Genomic DNA, 16,438 nt, shown 5'->3' on the forward strand with positions numbered 1-16,438 from the left:
GTGACCTCTTTGCCGAGCTTCCATTAAAAATTTTATGTTAAATCGAATAATGTCTCAAACTCCGTCAAATCTTCGTTGTATTCCTTGTAAATTCTTCTCCAGCTCATCATTACTTCATCGAGAAGCATAATTAAATCCGGATCAAATTGGGTTCCGCTGTCTGCTTTTAAACGCTCGATAGCATCAGTAGTAGAGGTTGCAGGCCGGTATGATCGACTGGACGTTATCGCATCGAACGTATCCGCAATGCTAAGTATCCGCGCTTCCAGAGGAATTTCCAGCCCCTTCGCCCCAGTTGGGTACCCCTTTCCATCCCACCGTTCATGATGAAAAAGAACTCCCGGCTTCAAATGTCCGAGACCCGAAATCTTCTCAACCATTCGCCCTCCGACAATGGTATGAGTTTTGATGAGCTCATATTCTTCCTCAGTAAGCTTAGTTGGTTTTGTAAGCACAGCTTCAGGTATATTGATTTTCCCAATATCGTGGAGCAGCCCTGACAACCGAAGCGTTTCCAATCTCATTTTATCCTGAAACTCTGGAAGTCTTAAAGCAAGCTCAACAGCGTATTTACTTACCCGCTCGCTATGACCGAATGTATAGCTATCTTTGGCTTCAATTGAAATAATGAACGTTTTGACCACCTGTTCAATCGTCGTTTCCATCGAATTAATGATCATACTCACTTGATTGTTATAGAGCTGGTTAAGCTGTTTCGGAAGCAGGTAGCTGAATGTACCAAGAACAAAATACAGCAACACACGATTGGAAAGATCAATAGCGTCAAAAACATCCTTAACCAAAGGGTCTATGTAGCTGACAGTAAACATCGTTATCAATCCGACAGTCGAATAGAGAAACAATATCCTCAAATTCCCATAGAGACCTGCAAGTATAGGAACCGCCAGAAAGTAACCCCATGCTTCTCTGTAGCCCGAGCCATAATATAAACAGCAAGCAACAAACACAAGAAATAGATTGACCATATGCTGCATGACAATAGGTTTGACTTTATATTTATGATTAGCTGCAAGCATGATTAATAGAAGGAAAAATGGCAGCAGTAAAAAATAGATATTAGCTCTCGAATAAGGAACTTCTAGCATAAGAAATATCGCGTTCCAGCTAATACTAAGAAGTAGATAAATAAGCGCGATTCTCAATATATTCAGACTCAAATTTCGTTGATGAGATTGATAGTAGGAATGCAATAGTTTCTTTCGTTCATTTAGCATAGTCTCATCCTGTCTGGGTGTTTCTCATAGTCATAAATTCAGTTTAACATCCAACTCCATCCCTCAACAATATATGACAAACAAAGCGATATCTTTTTAAATTACCGTACTGGATAATATATGTATCTTAACCAATAAGGAGAGTGTGTGTCGATGAAAAACGATTCAGCGTACGTGTACAGTGTCGCAAGAGGGAAATTGCGTGAAAAAGCGGTTAAATTGCATTTTGAGCGGTATTTGGAGGTAGGATTCTTTGATAAAGGCGAATCTGATCCCTATGAAGCTGATTCTGTCTACTTCACTGCACAAACAATTCAATCTGAAGATGCTGTTGGTGTTACCCGTTTAATTTTTGATAAGCTTGATGATTTACCTACACTGAAAAACTTTAATATTTATGACCTCGAGAAAGCTAGACTCCTTCAGCTTGAGCCTAGTCGTTATGCTGAGCTAAGCGCCTTTACCAAGCTTCCCGCACACGATGTCGCACTTGGATTGATTAAAACCGTTTTTCAATATTCAGAGCAGGTAGGAATTACCCACTGGATTTGCTGCGTAGATGAAAGAGTCTATAATTATATGAACCGAGTGTTCAAATTCCCTTTCCGTACAATTGGTGAGGCGAAAGTCTATTTGGGCTCAAAATCGATACCATGTGTTCTAATTTTGGATGAAATTTTAGCGACGATTAAAGAGGAACGTGTACCGTTATATGAATATTTCGTAGAACGTCAAACTAGATACTTGGAGGTTATCCAATGATTAAAGAACAATTTGTACGTAACCTAGGAATTATGTCTGAAGAGGATATTAACAAGCTCCAGCAAACTACAATTGCCATAGCTGGATGCGGCTGCATTGGCGGGTTTTCAGCTGAGTTATTAGCAAGGATGGGAATCGGACGAGTCGTTCTGGCTGACCCTGATACCTTTGATCTATCCAATATTAATCGTCAATGCGCGGCAACCCATCTTACTATCGGAATGTCTAAAGTGACAGCACTGAAAAATCATCTACTTGCTATCAACCCTGACCTAGAAATCATCGAATATCCCGCTGGGATTAATGAGCACAACGTGGACGATTTCTTACAGGGTGTCGATTACGTCATTGACGCTATCGATTACTTTGCCTTTCCTGAAGCGGTAGCTTTACATCGTGCAGCTCGCAGCAATGGTTTGCATGTCATAACTGCCGTTGCATTAGGGTTTGGAACTACTGTGCTTACATTTGCGCCAGATGGGATGACTATGGAGCAGCTAGCAGGAGTACCGGAGGAGATATCAATAGAGGATCTGAGAGGCACTACATTCCCGCCATCAGGGTATGCTGATCAACTGCCTTCCTATGTTACGATGGAAAATGTGCAGCAATGGCTTATCAATCGTACGATTCCAACCATTAGCGTAGGACAAGCTCTAGGACCAGGCGTTCTAGTATCGCAATTGGTTCTTCATCTGCTTGGCAGAAAACAGCCCTTATTAGTGCCGGATTCTTTCCAGCTCCAATTCGAAGCTTAAGCCGCTTAATCTGCTGGCAACAATAAGCCTTACCTCCAGCCAAGAACCCTAATCGCGTTGGATTAGTGCTTCTTGGCGGCAGGCCAGGCTCAATGGCTACTTTAAGCTAGTCCAGTCAGCTTAGCGCTGTAACTCCATACACTTTCTTGTTTGCTCTCATCATAAGAAACAGGCACGGAAGGCTTTTCCTTCGAATTAACATAGTATTTGCCCGTAACTCCCTCTAGTTCCGGAGAGGTGACCAAGTAGATAGCCGTCTTGGTTCCCTGCTCAGGCGACAGTGCGAATAGTCCAATGACTGGCCGTAGAAACTTAGGAATAGATTTCATTGCGCTTTCTGTTTTGACGAACCCGGGATGTAATGCATTAACCGTCACCCCTGTTCCCTCAAGTCTTCTGACCAATGCATATCCGCTCATTATCATAGCCAGCTTGGATTGTCCGTACATTTTCATAGGTGCAGCCGTTTCTTCTCCCTTGTATGTCTTCATGTTTAATGTCTTCGACATGACCATAGACGAGAAGTTGACGATACGCCCGGATTTGCTTGCAATCAATTTGTCTAACAGCAAATTCGTCAGCAAAAAGCTGCCTAAATGATTAACGGCGATGTTCATTTCAACACCATCTTCATTTAACAGCGATTGCTTATCGGCAAATAATCCCCCGGCGTTGTTAACCAGAACATGAAGCTTATCGAACTTACTATCGAAATCCTGCACCATACTGCGGACTGATTGTTGAGACGCTAGATCGGCAATCATAAGCTCAACAGAATCATTCCCCGATTGACGCTTAATTTCCTTCTGCGCTTCCCGTCCGCTCCGTTCGTTCCGGCATACCATAATGACTGTTGCTCCCAGCTTAGCCAATTCAAGCGAAGCTGCCTTACCCATTCCTTGGTTAGCTCCAGTTACCATACAGACTTTACCCTTCATCATGACCCCTCCATCGCATTTGCTTAATTAGATTAATAAAATCAGCGAATTGCCAGAGCACAGGACTATTCCCCACAGCTGTATGATTCGGCAGCATCGGCAAGCGATCTTAAGCTCGCAACGACGGTATCCCGTGATAACCAATAGTAAACCTCTTGCCCAACCTTCTGGCTTTCGACGATGTCCGCATCCTTCAATATTTTTAAGTGATGAGATATCGCTGGTCTGCTTATTTCGAACTGTGCCGATATTTCTCCTACATTGAAACGCTTAACATTTCCCAATAGAGTTAGGATTTGAAGACGTACCGGATCCCCGAGCGCTGTCAAGAATTTCGTTATGCTTCTAATATCCATAGGGTCGATACCTTGTGGCTTCATCTCTCTCTCCCCCTTGCGAGCGTAATCGGTAAAAGAACTTAAACCTATTTACTTATTACAACATATTCCATATTACTGCCTATGTCAATGACCCGCTCAGAATAATAAATAATCGCTACTCTATCGATGACTTCCTTCTATACGCTCCGGGAGAAACACCATATGTGGCACGGAAAATACGATGAAAATAGGTATAGCTGCCAAAGCCCACGTCGACTGCAATCTGCTCAAGTGACATCAGACTATAATCAAGCAATTGCAGCGCATGGGACAATCTCAATTGCTGGACGTACTGCATCGTGGAAACACCAAAATGAATTTTGAACAAATGCACTGCACGTGATACACTGAGTCCCGCATGACCAGCGATATCCTGAAGCCTAAGAGTGGAAGCCGCATTTTCCTCAATATAATTCCTCATCTTAAGCGCATGAAAAGCAGACAAGGATTGTGCAGAAGGAGCCTCTTCAATAGCGCGATCCAGTAGTAACAGAAGCGAATGGGCAAGCAAGGACATAAGCTCAGGATTCCCGCCGTTTAGTCTTCTATTTTCCATGCTTAATTGATGCCATAACCCTTTAATACGCTCATTCTCTGCAATCTTCGTTCGTGTCGGCCTCCACTTCTGCCCCCACCATTCGTCCATTCCCTCCCCCTTGCACAAAATGAAATAATCGCCGCTAGTTTTCACAGGCTCTCCTGCTGTCCCAATCCTAAGCTCATAGAGATCTCCAGGCTTGAATAATAGTAAATCCCCAGGCATAATGTCGACGATTTCCCCATCTATGAGCACCTGACTTATTCCTTCCATCTGCAATCGGATAATATAGGTATCGAGTCCATTCTTATACTCTTGTCTAAAGGGCTCGTTATGTTTGGAATATGCGCATAAATTAATATTTATTTCCTTAATATACATATTAGGATTCTCCTCCCCTAATTATAGAATAGCCAGATTGTACATGTTTACAATCATATTGTTTCTACAAATTGAGCTCCTGTTCCTTCTATAATAATGACATATATCATTTTGGGAGGTTAACTACGATGAATCACAGGAAAATAAGACTGATTCAGACAAGTCAGAATACAGGCGACCGCCTAACCGAGCAGGCTCCACTGTACTTCCAGAAAGACGAAAAAGGCGTAGAGAATCAACTGCTTCAGGTTTATGACGATTTAACCTATCAGAAAATTGTCGGTTTCGGTGGAGCCATTACAGAAGCTTCAGCAGTTACTGCTGCAAAGCTAGGCGAAGCTAACCAGAAAAAAATTATTGATGCATACTTCGATGCGGACAATGGCATAGGCTATACTCTTTGCCGTACGCATATCAATAGCTGTGATTTCTCACTTGGTAATTACGCATACGTCGAGGAAGAGGACCCTTCTCTCTCGAGCTTTGATATTAGCCGGGATAAGGAAACACTTATTCCTTACATTCAGCAAGCAGCAGCAACTGCCGGAGAAGATTTTCTCTTATACGCTTCTCCTTGGAGCCCGCCCGCATGGATGAAGACAAATGGCGAGATGAACAATGGCGGTAAGCTAAAGCCGGAATACCGCGAAGCATGGGCCCAATATTACGTTAAATTTATTCAGGCATATGAAGCAGAAGGCTTGCCTGTATGGGGATTGACCGTTCAGAACGAAGCAAAAGCTGTACAGATCTGGGATTCCTGTATTTACAGCGCTGAAGAAGAACGTGATTTCGTCCGGGATTATCTTGGGCCTGCACTCGAAGCGGCTGACCTTTCCCGTATTCGTCTCATGATTTGGGATCACAATAAGGAAAGAGTGTATGATCGTGCCAAAACAGCTTTCCTTGACGAGGTAGCGGCTAAATATATTTGGGGAATCGGTTTCCACTGGTACTCCGGAGATCACTTTGAAGCGTTATCCGCTGTTCACGATCGGTTCCCAGATAAGCAGCTTGTCTTTACCGAAGGTTGCCATGAAGGTGGCGTACAGCTAGGATCTTGGAAAAGTGGCGAACGCTACGCTCACGACATCATTGGAAACTTGAACAACTGGATGTCAGGGTGGACCGACTGGAATATCGTGTTGGATGAGCAAGGCGGTCCCAATCACGTTGGAAACTTCTGCGACGCGCCTATCATTGCCGATACCCAAACGGATTCTCTGACTTATCAAAGCTCCTATTACTACATTGGACATTTCAGCAAATATATTCGTCCAGGTGCGGTTAGAATCGGCTACTCTAAATATACGGACAAACTAGAAATAACAGCATTCAAAAATACGGATGGAACTGCAGTCATTGTCGTACTTAATCGTACCGATGAGGAGCTTCCTTATATCGTTAGTAACAACGACGAGCTAGCAGAAGCGGTTATTCCTGCTCACTCGATTCAGACGTTGCTATTCCCTTGCTCTTGAAAGGAGCCCAACCTATGACTCAACATAAATGGACTACACCTGAAATTCGCAAGCGGGCAGAGGAATTACTTGCCCAAATGTCACTGGAAGATAAAGCGGGTCAGATGACTCAATATGATTGGGGATTCAATCCGATTAATCCGGAAACGGGCCTTTCCCAGCGTGATGTTCTTCTAGAGCAAATCTCTGAGGGCAGGGTAGGATCGATTTTCAATATATCCGGAGTCGAAGAAGCTAATCAGCTTCAGAAGCTTGTGTTAGAGAAAACCTCTAGTGCAATTCCGCTACTCATAGGCCGAGATGTTATTCATGGCTATCGAACGGTATTTCCGATTACGCTTGGACAAGCTTCGGCATGGAACCCAGAGCTTGCTAGACAGACTGCCGCTGCGGCTTCACGTGAGGCACATGCTGACGGTGTATCTTGGGTATTCGCACCCATGATCGATGTAACTCGTGATCCCCGTTGGGGCAGAATCGCCGAAAGTCTCGGTGAAGATCCTTATCTGACAACGGAATATGCTAAGGCTTGGGTGGAAGGTGCTCAGACAAATGACGGTCCTGGTCTAGCTGTAGCCAGCTGTCCTAAGCATTTCGCAGGCTATGGATTAACTGAAGCTGGTCGGGATTACAACACGGTTGATCTATCCGATCGCGTGCTGCGCGAAGTGATATTGCCTCCTTTCAAGGAAGCAGTGGAGTCTGGAGCGCTTAGCATTATGGCTTCATTTAATGAGATTAATGGTATACCGGTCTGTGCCAACCGTTATTTGCTTACAACGATTTTACGCGAAGAGTGGGGTTTCGAAGGTATTGCCGTCAGTGATTACAATTCCATTCAGGAGCTAATCGTTCATGGTGTTGCTGCTGATGAAGAAGAGGCCTGTTTAATTAGTATCAAAGCCGGACTCGACATGGACATGTCTTCAGGCATCTATATTCGTTATCTTCCTAAGCTAGTGCGCGAGGGTAAAATTTCTGAACAGCTCGTCGACCAAGCAGTACTGCGGATACTAGCTGTTAAGCTGAAGCTCGGATTATTCGAGCATCCGTTCATAGAGGCTAGCGATTATGTGACAACTGGAGCCCTTCCTGAAGCACATCTGGCTCTTGCAAGACAATCAGCTAGGGAATCGATCGTATTGCTACGCAATGAACGTAATCTGTTGCCACTGAATAAAGCAGCCTTGTCTCTCGCTGTCATTGGTCCGTTAGCCGATAGCCGTCAAGATCCGCTCGGGTGCTGGGCAGCCGATGGTCGTCCTGATGATGTTGTCACTGTACTGGATGGCATAAAGAGTGCAGTTGGTGCTAACACAACTATCCATTATGCTGCGGGCTGCGACCTGACTTCTCAATCAGAAGCTGGCTTTGCCGAGGCACTAGATGCCATTCATAAATCAGATATCGTCGTTATGGCGCTTGGAGAAACCTTCGAGATGAGTGGCGAGGCTCGCTGCAGAACCGATCTCGATCTGCCAGGCGGTCAACGCAAGCTTGTTGAAGCCGCTGCTGCGCTAGGTAAACCAATAGTAGTCTTGCTATTAAGTGGCCGTCCTTTGACTATTCCTTGGCTGCTTGAGAAAGCGGACTCCATCGTCCAGACTTGGCATCTCGGTGTGCAAAGTGGTCACGCGATTGCCGATATTCTGTTCGGTGATTACAATCCAAGTGGACGTTTGACAGCCACTTTCCCGCAAAATGTCGGTCAAATTCCGATTTATTACTACCGTAAGAAAACAGGGCGTCCTCCAGGAGGAATCTACACCTCCTACTATATTGACAGTACTACCGAGCCTCTGTATCCGTTCGGCTATGGTCTCAGCTACACCTCGTTCAAATATGAGTCCATTGCTTGCAAGGAAAATCAGATTAGCAAGGATGATTCATTACATGTCTCTATCGATGTAACTAACACGGGCAGTCTCTCAGGAGAAGAAGTCGTCCAATGCTACATCCGTGACGAAAGCGCGAGCGTTACGCAGCCGCTTAAGAAGCTGATCGCCTTCCGTAAAATCAAGCTCAACCCTGGCGAGACGGCTACTGTTGAATTCCAAATTAAGTCTTCCTCACTTGCCATTATTGACGCTGACATGAATTTGACTGTCGAGCCTGGATATTTCACTCTCTGGGTCGGACCGAATTCCTCTGAAGGTGAATCCTTGCGCTTTAATGTTGTAGATTAATTAATAAAACCAGAAGAAGAGCACATGTCCCTCATAGAGGCCAGTGCTCTTCTTCTGGTTTAAAATATTGTATCCATAGAACAATTAGTCCAAGAAAAATTGAATAGTACGATCAGTTACGCCAGGCAAATGCTCGTGGCCGAAATCCGGATATACGACCAACTGCTTCGGAGCTGTCATCTTATTATATGCCGCGAACTGTGTGGATGGCGGGCATACCGTATCCATAAGGCCAACGAAAAACAAAACATCTCCGCGAATTCGATTAGCTAGAAATTGCAGATCGATATAACCGAGCTTCTCGAAAATTTCGTCCTCACGCTCGTGTAAAGGATCGAATTGACGGAAATAAGTACGCAGCTCCGCATAAGCATCCTTCGCTAGATCCATCTGCCACGTTCGTTTATAATCGCACAGGAACGGAAATACAGGTGCTAGCTTCTTTATTCTTGGCTCCAGTGCCGCGCAAGCAATCGTAAGTGCACCGCCCTGCGAGCCACCAACCGCATAGACGCGCTCCGGATCGACTTCCGGCAATTCAAGAGCAATACCGGCCAGTTGTGCCGTGTCTAGATAAATATGGCGGAATAATAGATTGTCTGGATGATCATCCAAGCCGCGAATAATGTGTCCATTTAACGTATTCCCTTTAACACCGCCGGTATCCTCAGATAAGCCGCCTTGACCTCGAGCATCCAAAGCAAGCACCGAGTAGCCTAGAGATGCATAAGCCAACTTGTCACACCAGTCTCCCGCATTCCCTGAATAGCCATGGAACTGCACAACAGCCGGATGTGGCTCAGATACATTTTTCGGACGTACATACATAGCATGAATGCGAGCTCCACGAACTCCGGTAAAATAGAGATCAAAGCAATCAGCTTGAGGGGTTTGAAATTTGCTAGGCACAAGCTCAACATTAGCATCAACCGCACGCATCTCCGCGATTGCCCGATCCCAATAGGCATCAAAATCCGCAGGACGGGGATTAACTCCTTGGTAAACTTTAAGCTCTTCTAGAGGCATATCAATTAGCGGCATTAAGAACATCCTTTCAATTCTTATGAATAATGGAAAACTAATCCTCATCTTACCATATTGTAAAGCGCATACATAACCATTTTGAGCACTTAGCGACTCTAAAATTGCGACTATCCTTTTCTATTTTTTCATAACCAGCCCTCGCTATCCATTAAAGATTTGATTTGAGAAATGTGATGCTGATTATGCCAAACAAACCTTTGGAGCGCAGTATCTAGCGTAATTGTACCTAACACTTGAGTTCTTAATCCTCTATTAAACTCATCTGGTGCCAATCCATTAAGTAAAATCAGCAGCCTTCTATGGAGCACCTCAAGAAGTAAAATTGACTCCTCTACTGGAATTTCCTTGTAATCGATTAGCTCTGCCCATAAATCTTCCCGATAAGAGTTCCCCAAAGGCTCAAACTCGGTTAGTGCCCTCTTGAATCGTAAGTACGCGTTCATATCGTTATCAGCCAAGTGATGCACGATTTGCTGAATGGTCCAGCCGTTAGGACGATAGGGAATCTGGAGCTGGTCAGGTGTAAGGTTCTCCACAAGACTTTTAAGAGTTAATGTAATATTAGGGATTTGACTTATAACGTAGCTTCTATCTTCATCAGTTGGATTTAGATTTGGTTCGAATTGACCGATTGGAAAACGTATTTCATCCACTATTAATCAGCCTCCTGGAAAATAATCAGTTCTTATCTACTTCGTATTCAATAAGCCAGCAGTCTCGGTATTCTCCTTCGTGCCACTCGTTCTTTTCTAGATATTTCTTCTTTATAAATCCATTCTTTTCATAAACACGCAGAGCTCTTGTATTCCAAGCTTGAGGATCCATTACTATTTTATTGGCTGACTTTTCATTAATAAGGTACCTAACTGCTAAATGAATTAAACGCGAACCAATTCCTTGGTTCCAATATTCAGTTTCGCCTATGAATTGATCCATTCCATAGATTTTACCTGTAAACTCTTTGTACTCATATTTTTCAATTTCTTCTTCGTCTATTTCATAGAACTGAATATAGCCAATCTCAGTTGATTTATATAGCACTATGCACTGCGTTATTTCTTCCACATCTTCATAAAAATGTTCCTTAACTAAGCCCATATCGTGTGGACGATCACGGCCTTCATAGTATTCCAGCACAGTGGGATCAGACAACCATTTAACGAGTAAATCTGCATCTTCAGATTCGAGTGTTCTAATACTAATTTCATTTTCTTGAAATAGAATCATATATTTTCATCTCCTAAAAATTTGTAGTATAAAGAAGAAAAAATCCCTAGAATGCCATGGGATTTCATCTGTATATCTATTTATAATGACATTCATTTTATTGATTCGTAATAATCAGCAAAAACTTCCGAGAAAACCTCCGCGGTAAGCAAGCTCTCTTCTAGCGTATTGTTCACGCCCCCGAACTCCATTAGTAAGCTGCCTGAAGAGATGGATTGGTTATACTCTCCATTCCCTTGATGAGCACTTTTGGAAAGCACACCACGGGACAATCCTGGATATTTCTTGTTTAGCCTTTTGTTTAATTCCTCGGCCAATTTTTTGTTTGCTGCATAATTAGGATGAGCTGTTCCGATGACGAACAAAATTCGTGCATACGATTTACCTTTAATTGTCGCTGTTGTAGTTTTACGTGCAACATTGGCATCGCGATGAATATCAAAGAAATAAGCCAAAGATGGATAAGCTTCTATCGCTTTGTAGACGCTTTTACGAGACTCAGCGTATGAGCGGGAGTAGCCTAAATTTTGCTCTTTCAGCTTTTGGGCATAATCGTCTTCTCCAACTAATGTCTGGATTCCTCTTTTTTGTAGAGCCTCTCCCACACGCTTGCCTACCATCGTAATGTTCACTGTAGGATCGTCGAAGGAAGTCCCTTTCGTATTGCGAGCAACATTTTTCCATGATTCTCGATTATGAGTATGATAGATGAAAACCTTTTTTGTCGATTCTTTTTGATCAAGATTTGTTTTTACCACCCAACTGGCAACGTACGCAGCATCACCACTCGGGAGCGCCACTTGATACCAATCTCCTTCAGTACTCACGATTTGAAAAGTATCTCCAGCCCTAGCCTTGCTCAAAATACTAAAATCAAGCCCCGGACCGCTCCGTAGATTGGTATTCTCTACAATGTTAACGAATGGGATAGGCGGCACATCAACTTTTACAACCCAACTAGCAACATATGCGGTATCGCCGCTCGCAAGCGTGACTTGATGCCACTCTCCCTCAAATCCGACGACGGGAAATGAATCTCCTGGCTTTGCCTTGCCTACAATATCATACTCAAGCCCTGGACCACTTCGTAGGTTTGTAACTTCTACAATATTAACAACGGCATTCGCAGGAATAGAAGCTTTTAGATTAATCTGCTCGCTCTCCACACTAGTCTCTACTGTAGGCGGCGAATCAGATAAAGGAACTGCATACGCTGGATCGTACGCAACGAATAGTAACATCGCTAGAGCGGCTCCGCTCAGTATTGTTTTACGTATAAACAAAGCTGCTCTCTCCCATGTCCATAGTATTTCATAAAACAATATTCGACATGGTCTGAGGAAAAACCTTCTATATTACCCGTAAATCATTACTTTGTAACACCTGATTAACCATAACCTAGATTCATATTCTAGCAATTTTCTCGTTGCTCGAAAATTTCGTGCAGCTCCTCCAATCGCGCCCTATCATAACCTTGTTGCTAGAAACTACAGCTTTTTCAATTCTAAAATTTCTGAGTGTCTAGCTTTTGACTTACGACAATCACATTAAATTTGTAATTTCAAAGGGAGTTTAATTGGGTAGATTGGATGTGGAGTAGATACAGGGGTTAGCAACGAATTGGAAGGGTCCATAGGCGCTAGCCTATGGAGACCGCTTCATGCTTCAGCTTGGGGCAGGTTGGGCAATAATCATTCGGTTCATCCGAGGCCTGATAATAATAACAGCAGGTTTTGCGGATGCGAATGGGCTCGTTCGAAGCGCTAGTGAGGACTTTTGGGCTATCAAATTTGGCAATAGGATTCTTGGCTTCTCCGAAAAGGTGACCCGGCGCTGCCGAGCGGAGATAATCATAGTCCGCTTGTACCTGAGCTTTAAGCTCCGCGTTAGCTCCTTCCAAAAATTTATTCTCGTAAAGCCAGTACACGTAGATCGCTGTATTTTCCCATAGGACTGAGATCGAGATGGAAGCAGATTTGGACAGAGCACGCCAGGCCTTCGACAGATTATCGGCAAATACGTTGCGAATGACCTGGTCTCGCCATTCATTCCGCCCCCTCTCCTCTGGCCTTGTGACTTGCCAGTCGGTCAAGCGGACTTTCGGCAGCCAGGCTTGACCTTGATGATGCGATTCAACATGACAATTTCCAATGGAATAGTCTAGGCTTTTGTCATATCGGCTCATCGCAAATAGGCTGGATGAAATGATCAAGAAGCTATACCTCTTGGCAAAAAGTGAGGCATTTGCAACGTTGGACGTAGCTTCGAATATACTCGCAACCTTGTCCAGATACGCCAAACTTTTGTCTTTATCCAGCAGATCAGTCGTCGGTATGGAGTACCATCTGTCCGCCGACGGTGCTAACGCCAATCGATGATCTTTCACTAACTCATCGATTTCCTCAGGTGTATATTCAAACGGCATCGCTTTCCCTCGTTTGCTCAGATTGTCCTTCCCTTGCCATGCGGCACGCACATCGGCGTTCCGTACAGAGGGTCTTTAATGACGCTTGCCTTCATGCGGAAGACGGCTTCAATCATGCCCGTAGTCACGATCTCCTCCGGAGAGCCTTCAACATAAACCTGTTGATCTTGAATGGCCACGATATGATGCGCATAACGGCAAGCTAGATTAATATCATGAAGCACCATAACTATCGTTCGACCCTCGCTAACGTTAAACGAGTACAGCAAATCGAGCACTTCAATCTGGTGCGTCAAATCCAAATACGTCGTCGGTTCATCGAGTAGCATGATGTCCGTTCCTTGCGCCAATACCATCGCAATCCACGCGCGTTGCCGCTGTCCGCCAGACAAAGAATCAACCGTCCGCTCAGCAAGCTCAGTCAACCCTGTCGTCTTCAATGCTCGGTTTACGTGCATCTCGTCTTCCTTCGACCACTGCTGCAACCAGCTCTGATACGGATATCTTCCTTGCTTGACGAGTTGAAGGACAGTCAGTCCTTCCGGTGCCGTAGGACCTTGAGGCAGCAGCGCCATCCGTTTGGCGACTTCCTTCGTCGGTAGCGTAGCGATACTCTGCCCCTCAATCAACACGTTGCCCTTATGCGGCTTGAGCAATCGGGCCATCGTACGGAGCAACGTAGATTTACCACAGCCGTTGCTCCCGATCAACACTGTCACTTTTCCTTTGGCAATAGACAGTTGCAAATCTTGAAATATAAATTGATCCCCGTAGCTTATCGACAAGTCGTGAGTTTCCAGAGCGTGCAATCAGTTCATCTCCTTTATTTACCATAAATTCTAATCACTTCAGAAAGTGATGTCAATGATATTGATAATTATTATCAATAAATGATTGTAAATGGTTGCACTTTCCACTAATATATTCTAGAAAGTCAACAATCCAATGATGAGGAAGCATAGGAGGAACTTTACTTGAAACGATCTTACACATTCGCTCTCGCGATAGCACTGTGCCTGACAACGGCCTGCAGCTCTTCACCGTCATCGAACCGATACATAGAGGCCGAGCGGCCGAGCGAATCTAGCCAAGTGACAAGCGAACAAATCCAGAGCGAGCAACCAGTCCCGTCGGAACAACAACAGCAGTTGGAGGGGTCTTCTAGTCCGATCCAAGAGAAACAGACGCCAGCAATCGAGACAAAAACAGAGGAACAACCCCCTGCGCAACCGAGCAAGTCTCCCAAAAAGCAAACCAAATCAGAAAAGGCTCAAGAGGCAAAGAAGGAAAATGCGTCCGTGGCTAAAGCGGTCACAGATTCCATTATGAATAACGACGAGGTTAAAGAATCTAAGAAGGACCCTAAAGCTGAACAATTAAAAGCTTCTATCGAGCAAAGCCGTGGACTAATCAAGGACTTGAAGCAGCATGCCGAAAATGACGATGCAGCGAAAACTACGGAAGTCTCCTCTCAACTCACACAAGGGTGGAACGACATAAAAGCAGCAGTAACAACATCCTATCCGGATATGGTCGATTTTCTGCAAGAAAAGATCGACAAGCTGAGCGACCTTCAAGCTGCTGATACGATCGATATGAAGGCAATAATTTCAGTCGACTATGAGCTCTACCAAGCATTTCGTCAATTAGCGAACAAAGCCGGCATTTAACTTCGCATGGTTATTATGGAAAATTATTCTTGACAAGCGGAATAATCCTAATCTATTGTTTATATTAATGACAATGATAATCATTATCATAAACATTTCGAGAGGTGGATTCCTGTTCCCTATGATTAAGCCAAAGCTCCGCATATTTGCCTTATGCCTTTCCTTCCTCCTTGCCGTCGTTTCCGTACCATTCGTCGCTACTGCGGCCGACACGCCGATTAAAGTCGTGCTCGACGGCAATCCGCTCAGCTTCGACGTCCAGCCACAAATCATTAAAGGCACCATTATGGTTCCTTACAGCGCAATCACTTCCAAATTCGGCGCTACTTTAAGCGTAGATTCGAACACGAAGAAGCTAACAGTCACAAGAGGTAAAACGGTCGTTCAATTGACGATTGACAGCAATCAAGCAACCGTAAACGGCCAAGCCATTAAAATTCCCGTAAACGTCGTCGAAAAGAACGGCCGCACGCTAGTACCGCTTCGCTTCCTCGGTGAAGCATTCGGCTTATGGGTGAATTGGAATGCCAGCACCCGCACAGCAAACATCGAAACACAACGCACGATCAAGCACGCAATGGGCGAAACGACGCTCACTTCCGTTCCGAAGCGTGTCGTCGTCCTATTTAACGGTATGGTGGACATTTCGTTGACGTTGGGAGTCAAACCCGTAGGTGCAATCGAATCGTGGGTTCAAGCTCCGTGGTATCACTATCTTCGAGCAGACATGGCAGGCGTAAAAAGCCTCGGTAGCGAGCTTCAACCGAACATTGAAGCAATCGTCGCCTTGAAGCCGGACCTGATTATTGGAGTGAAGTTCCGCCACGAGAAAATATATGGTCAGTTGTCCAAAATCGCTCCTACTGTGTACGTTGATCAGCTTTTCGAGTGGAAAGCCAACATGGACTTAGTCTCCAAGGCACTTAACAAAGAAGACAAAGCAGCGGCTTTCATGGCCAATTGGAACAAACGAGTAGCAGACTTTAAGGCGGCAATTGCCGACAGGAATTCCGAAGTGTCTATTGTCCGCTTCCATGACGACAATTCCGCCCGCGTCTACATATCTGGATTCGCAGGCTCTATTCTGAAGGAGCTCGGTCTGAATCGTCCAAAAGCGCAGCAGTCACCGGATAAAGTGTTCATCGACTTAGATTCGCAGGAACAAATTCCACTCATTGACGGTGATATCATATTTGATATTACATCCAGTAACAATGGCGGAGATGAGTTCAAGACCCAGACAGAGTGGCAGAAGAATCCACTCTGGAGCAATCTTAAAGCTATTAAGAACGGTAAGTACTATAAGGTAAACGACATCACATGGAATATGTCCGGCGGTGCAACCGCGGCGAAAATGATGCTCGACGACCTGTTCTTCTACTTCGACATTTAACAAATGAATAACGATCACGA

16 protein-coding genes are annotated in these 16,438 nt (G+C 44.5%); 6 read left to right on the plus strand and 10 right to left on the minus strand.

The annotated features are described in order from the left end of the window. Nucleotides 1-32: 32 nt before the first annotated feature. Nucleotides 33-1,235: an HD-GYP domain-containing protein gene (locus KCTCHS21_RS25735; RefSeq protein WP_130614796.1), complete on the minus strand. Its 1,203-nt coding sequence runs from the start codon at nucleotides 1,233-1,235 to the stop codon at nucleotides 33-35. Nucleotides 1,236-1,388: 153 nt separating this feature from the next. Between KCTCHS21_RS25735 and KCTCHS21_RS25740 the strand changes: the two genes are divergently transcribed. Together KCTCHS21_RS25740 and KCTCHS21_RS25745 are read left to right on the plus strand one after the other, a co-directional pair. Continuing rightward, nucleotides 1,389-1,997, plus strand: coding sequence for an N-acyl amino acid synthase FeeM domain-containing protein (locus KCTCHS21_RS25740; RefSeq protein ID WP_130614798.1), 609 nt, complete (start codon nucleotides 1,389-1,391; stop codon nucleotides 1,995-1,997). Then, on the plus strand, nucleotides 1,994-2,755 hold the full coding sequence (locus KCTCHS21_RS25745) for a ThiF family adenylyltransferase (RefSeq protein WP_130614800.1): 762 nt from the start codon (nucleotides 1,994-1,996) through the stop codon (nucleotides 2,753-2,755). The genes KCTCHS21_RS25740 and KCTCHS21_RS25745 overlap by 4 nt, the downstream gene beginning before the upstream one ends. Before the next feature lie 101 nt (nucleotides 2,756-2,856). On the opposite strand, the gene KCTCHS21_RS25750 is transcribed toward KCTCHS21_RS25745, so the two are convergent. The 3 genes from KCTCHS21_RS25750 to KCTCHS21_RS25760 all read right to left on the minus strand — a co-directional run bounded on the left by KCTCHS21_RS25750 (nucleotide 2,857) and on the right by KCTCHS21_RS25760 (nucleotide 4,992). After that, nucleotides 2,857-3,696, minus strand: coding sequence for an SDR family oxidoreductase (locus KCTCHS21_RS25750; protein WP_130614802.1), 840 nt, complete (start codon nucleotides 3,694-3,696; stop codon nucleotides 2,857-2,859). A gap of 62 nt (nucleotides 3,697-3,758) precedes the next feature. Next, nucleotides 3,759-4,073, minus strand: coding sequence for an ArsR/SmtB family transcription factor (locus KCTCHS21_RS25755; RefSeq protein ID WP_130614804.1), 315 nt, complete (start codon nucleotides 4,071-4,073; stop codon nucleotides 3,759-3,761). Between the two features lie 115 nt (nucleotides 4,074-4,188). After that, the gene (locus KCTCHS21_RS25760; RefSeq protein WP_130614807.1) at nucleotides 4,189-4,992 is read right to left on the minus strand and encodes an AraC family transcriptional regulator; all 804 of its coding nucleotides are present in this window, start codon (nucleotides 4,990-4,992) and stop codon (nucleotides 4,189-4,191) included. Nucleotides 4,993-5,120: 128 nt separating this feature from the next. Between KCTCHS21_RS25760 and KCTCHS21_RS25765 the strand changes: the two genes are divergently transcribed. Both KCTCHS21_RS25765 and bglX read left to right on the plus strand, forming a co-directional pair. Next, on the plus strand, nucleotides 5,121-6,473 hold the full coding sequence (locus tag KCTCHS21_RS25765) for a glycoside hydrolase family 30 protein (protein ID WP_130614809.1): 1,353 nt from the start codon (nucleotides 5,121-5,123) through the stop codon (nucleotides 6,471-6,473). A gap of 14 nt (nucleotides 6,474-6,487) precedes the next feature. Further along, nucleotides 6,488-8,659, plus strand: a complete 2,172-nt coding sequence (bglX, locus tag KCTCHS21_RS25770; RefSeq protein WP_197726486.1) for a beta-glucosidase BglX — start codon at nucleotides 6,488-6,490, stop codon at nucleotides 8,657-8,659. Nucleotides 8,660-8,743: 84 nt separating this feature from the next. Here bglX and KCTCHS21_RS25775 read toward each other — a convergent pair whose 3' ends face one another. The 6 genes from KCTCHS21_RS25775 to KCTCHS21_RS25800 form a co-directional block, all read right to left on the minus strand. After that, a complete protein-coding gene (locus tag KCTCHS21_RS25775) occupies nucleotides 8,744-9,700 on the minus strand; it encodes an alpha/beta fold hydrolase (RefSeq protein WP_130614811.1) in 957 nt (318 codons plus the stop codon). A gap of 128 nt (nucleotides 9,701-9,828) precedes the next feature. After that, nucleotides 9,829-10,356, minus strand: coding sequence for a YfiT family bacillithiol transferase (locus KCTCHS21_RS25780; protein WP_331871418.1), 528 nt, complete (start codon nucleotides 10,354-10,356; stop codon nucleotides 9,829-9,831). Nucleotides 10,357-10,381: 25 nt separating this feature from the next. Continuing rightward, complete coding sequence (locus KCTCHS21_RS25785) at nucleotides 10,382-10,930, minus strand: GNAT family N-acetyltransferase (RefSeq protein ID WP_130614815.1); 549 nt, start codon at nucleotides 10,928-10,930, stop codon at nucleotides 10,382-10,384. Nucleotides 10,931-11,022: 92 nt separating this feature from the next. After that, a complete protein-coding gene (gene spoIIP / locus KCTCHS21_RS25790; protein ID WP_130614817.1) occupies nucleotides 11,023-12,213 on the minus strand; it encodes a stage II sporulation protein P in 1,191 nt (396 codons plus the stop codon). A gap of 356 nt (nucleotides 12,214-12,569) precedes the next feature. Further along, nucleotides 12,570-13,355, minus strand: coding sequence for an IucA/IucC family C-terminal-domain containing protein (locus KCTCHS21_RS25795; protein ID WP_130614820.1), 786 nt, complete (start codon nucleotides 13,353-13,355; stop codon nucleotides 12,570-12,572). Nucleotides 13,356-13,372: 17 nt separating this feature from the next. Further along, nucleotides 13,373-14,164, minus strand: a complete 792-nt coding sequence (locus KCTCHS21_RS25800) for an ABC transporter ATP-binding protein (RefSeq protein WP_130614822.1) — start codon at nucleotides 14,162-14,164, stop codon at nucleotides 13,373-13,375. A gap of 165 nt (nucleotides 14,165-14,329) precedes the next feature. Between KCTCHS21_RS25800 and KCTCHS21_RS25805 the strand changes: the two genes are divergently transcribed. After that, on the plus strand, nucleotides 14,330-15,025 hold the full coding sequence (locus KCTCHS21_RS25805; protein WP_130614824.1) for a hypothetical protein: 696 nt from the start codon (nucleotides 14,330-14,332) through the stop codon (nucleotides 15,023-15,025). A 121-nt stretch (nucleotides 15,026-15,146) separates the two neighbouring features. Beyond that, nucleotides 15,147-16,418 carry a stalk domain-containing protein gene (locus KCTCHS21_RS25810; RefSeq protein WP_162309384.1) on the plus strand — a complete coding sequence of 424 codons (1,272 nt, stop codon included), beginning with the start codon at nucleotides 15,147-15,149 and terminating at the stop codon, nucleotides 16,416-16,418. The last annotated feature ends 20 nt before the right edge of the window (nucleotides 16,419-16,438 follow it).

This window comes from Cohnella abietis, from assembly GCF_004295585.1.
Classification (GTDB): domain Bacteria; phylum Bacillota; class Bacilli; order Paenibacillales; family Paenibacillaceae; genus Cohnella; species Cohnella abietis.

Bases quoted from the DNA above. Each gene is read 5' to 3' on its own strand.
- KCTCHS21_RS25735 (WP_130614796.1), bottom strand. From the start codon at position 1,235: ATGCTAAATGAACGAAAGAAACTATTGCATTCCTACTATCAATCTCAT.
- KCTCHS21_RS25740 (WP_130614798.1), top strand. From the start codon at position 1,389: ATGAAAAACGATTCAGCGTACGTGTACAGTGTCGCAAGAGGGAAATTG.
- KCTCHS21_RS25745 (WP_130614800.1), top strand. From the start codon at position 1,994: ATGATTAAAGAACAATTTGTACGTAACCTAGGAATTATGTCTGAAGAG.
- KCTCHS21_RS25750 (WP_130614802.1), bottom strand. From the start codon at position 3,696: ATGATGAAGGGTAAAGTCTGTATGGTAACTGGAGCTAACCAAGGAATG.
- KCTCHS21_RS25755 (WP_130614804.1), bottom strand. From the start codon at position 4,073: ATGAAGCCACAAGGTATCGACCCTATGGATATTAGAAGCATAACGAAA.
- KCTCHS21_RS25760 (WP_130614807.1), bottom strand. From the start codon at position 4,992: ATGTATATTAAGGAAATAAATATTAATTTATGCGCATATTCCAAACAT.
- KCTCHS21_RS25765 (WP_130614809.1), top strand. From the start codon at position 5,121: ATGAATCACAGGAAAATAAGACTGATTCAGACAAGTCAGAATACAGGC.
- bglX (WP_197726486.1), top strand. From the start codon at position 6,488: ATGACTCAACATAAATGGACTACACCTGAAATTCGCAAGCGGGCAGAG.
- KCTCHS21_RS25775 (WP_130614811.1), bottom strand. From the start codon at position 9,700: ATGCCGCTAATTGATATGCCTCTAGAAGAGCTTAAAGTTTACCAAGGA.
- KCTCHS21_RS25785 (WP_130614815.1), bottom strand. From the start codon at position 10,930: ATGATTCTATTTCAAGAAAATGAAATTAGTATTAGAACACTCGAATCT.
- KCTCHS21_RS25795 (WP_130614820.1), bottom strand. From the start codon at position 13,355: ATGCCGTTTGAATATACACCTGAGGAAATCGATGAGTTAGTGAAAGAT.
- KCTCHS21_RS25810 (WP_162309384.1), top strand. From the start codon at position 15,147: ATGATTAAGCCAAAGCTCCGCATATTTGCCTTATGCCTTTCCTTCCTC.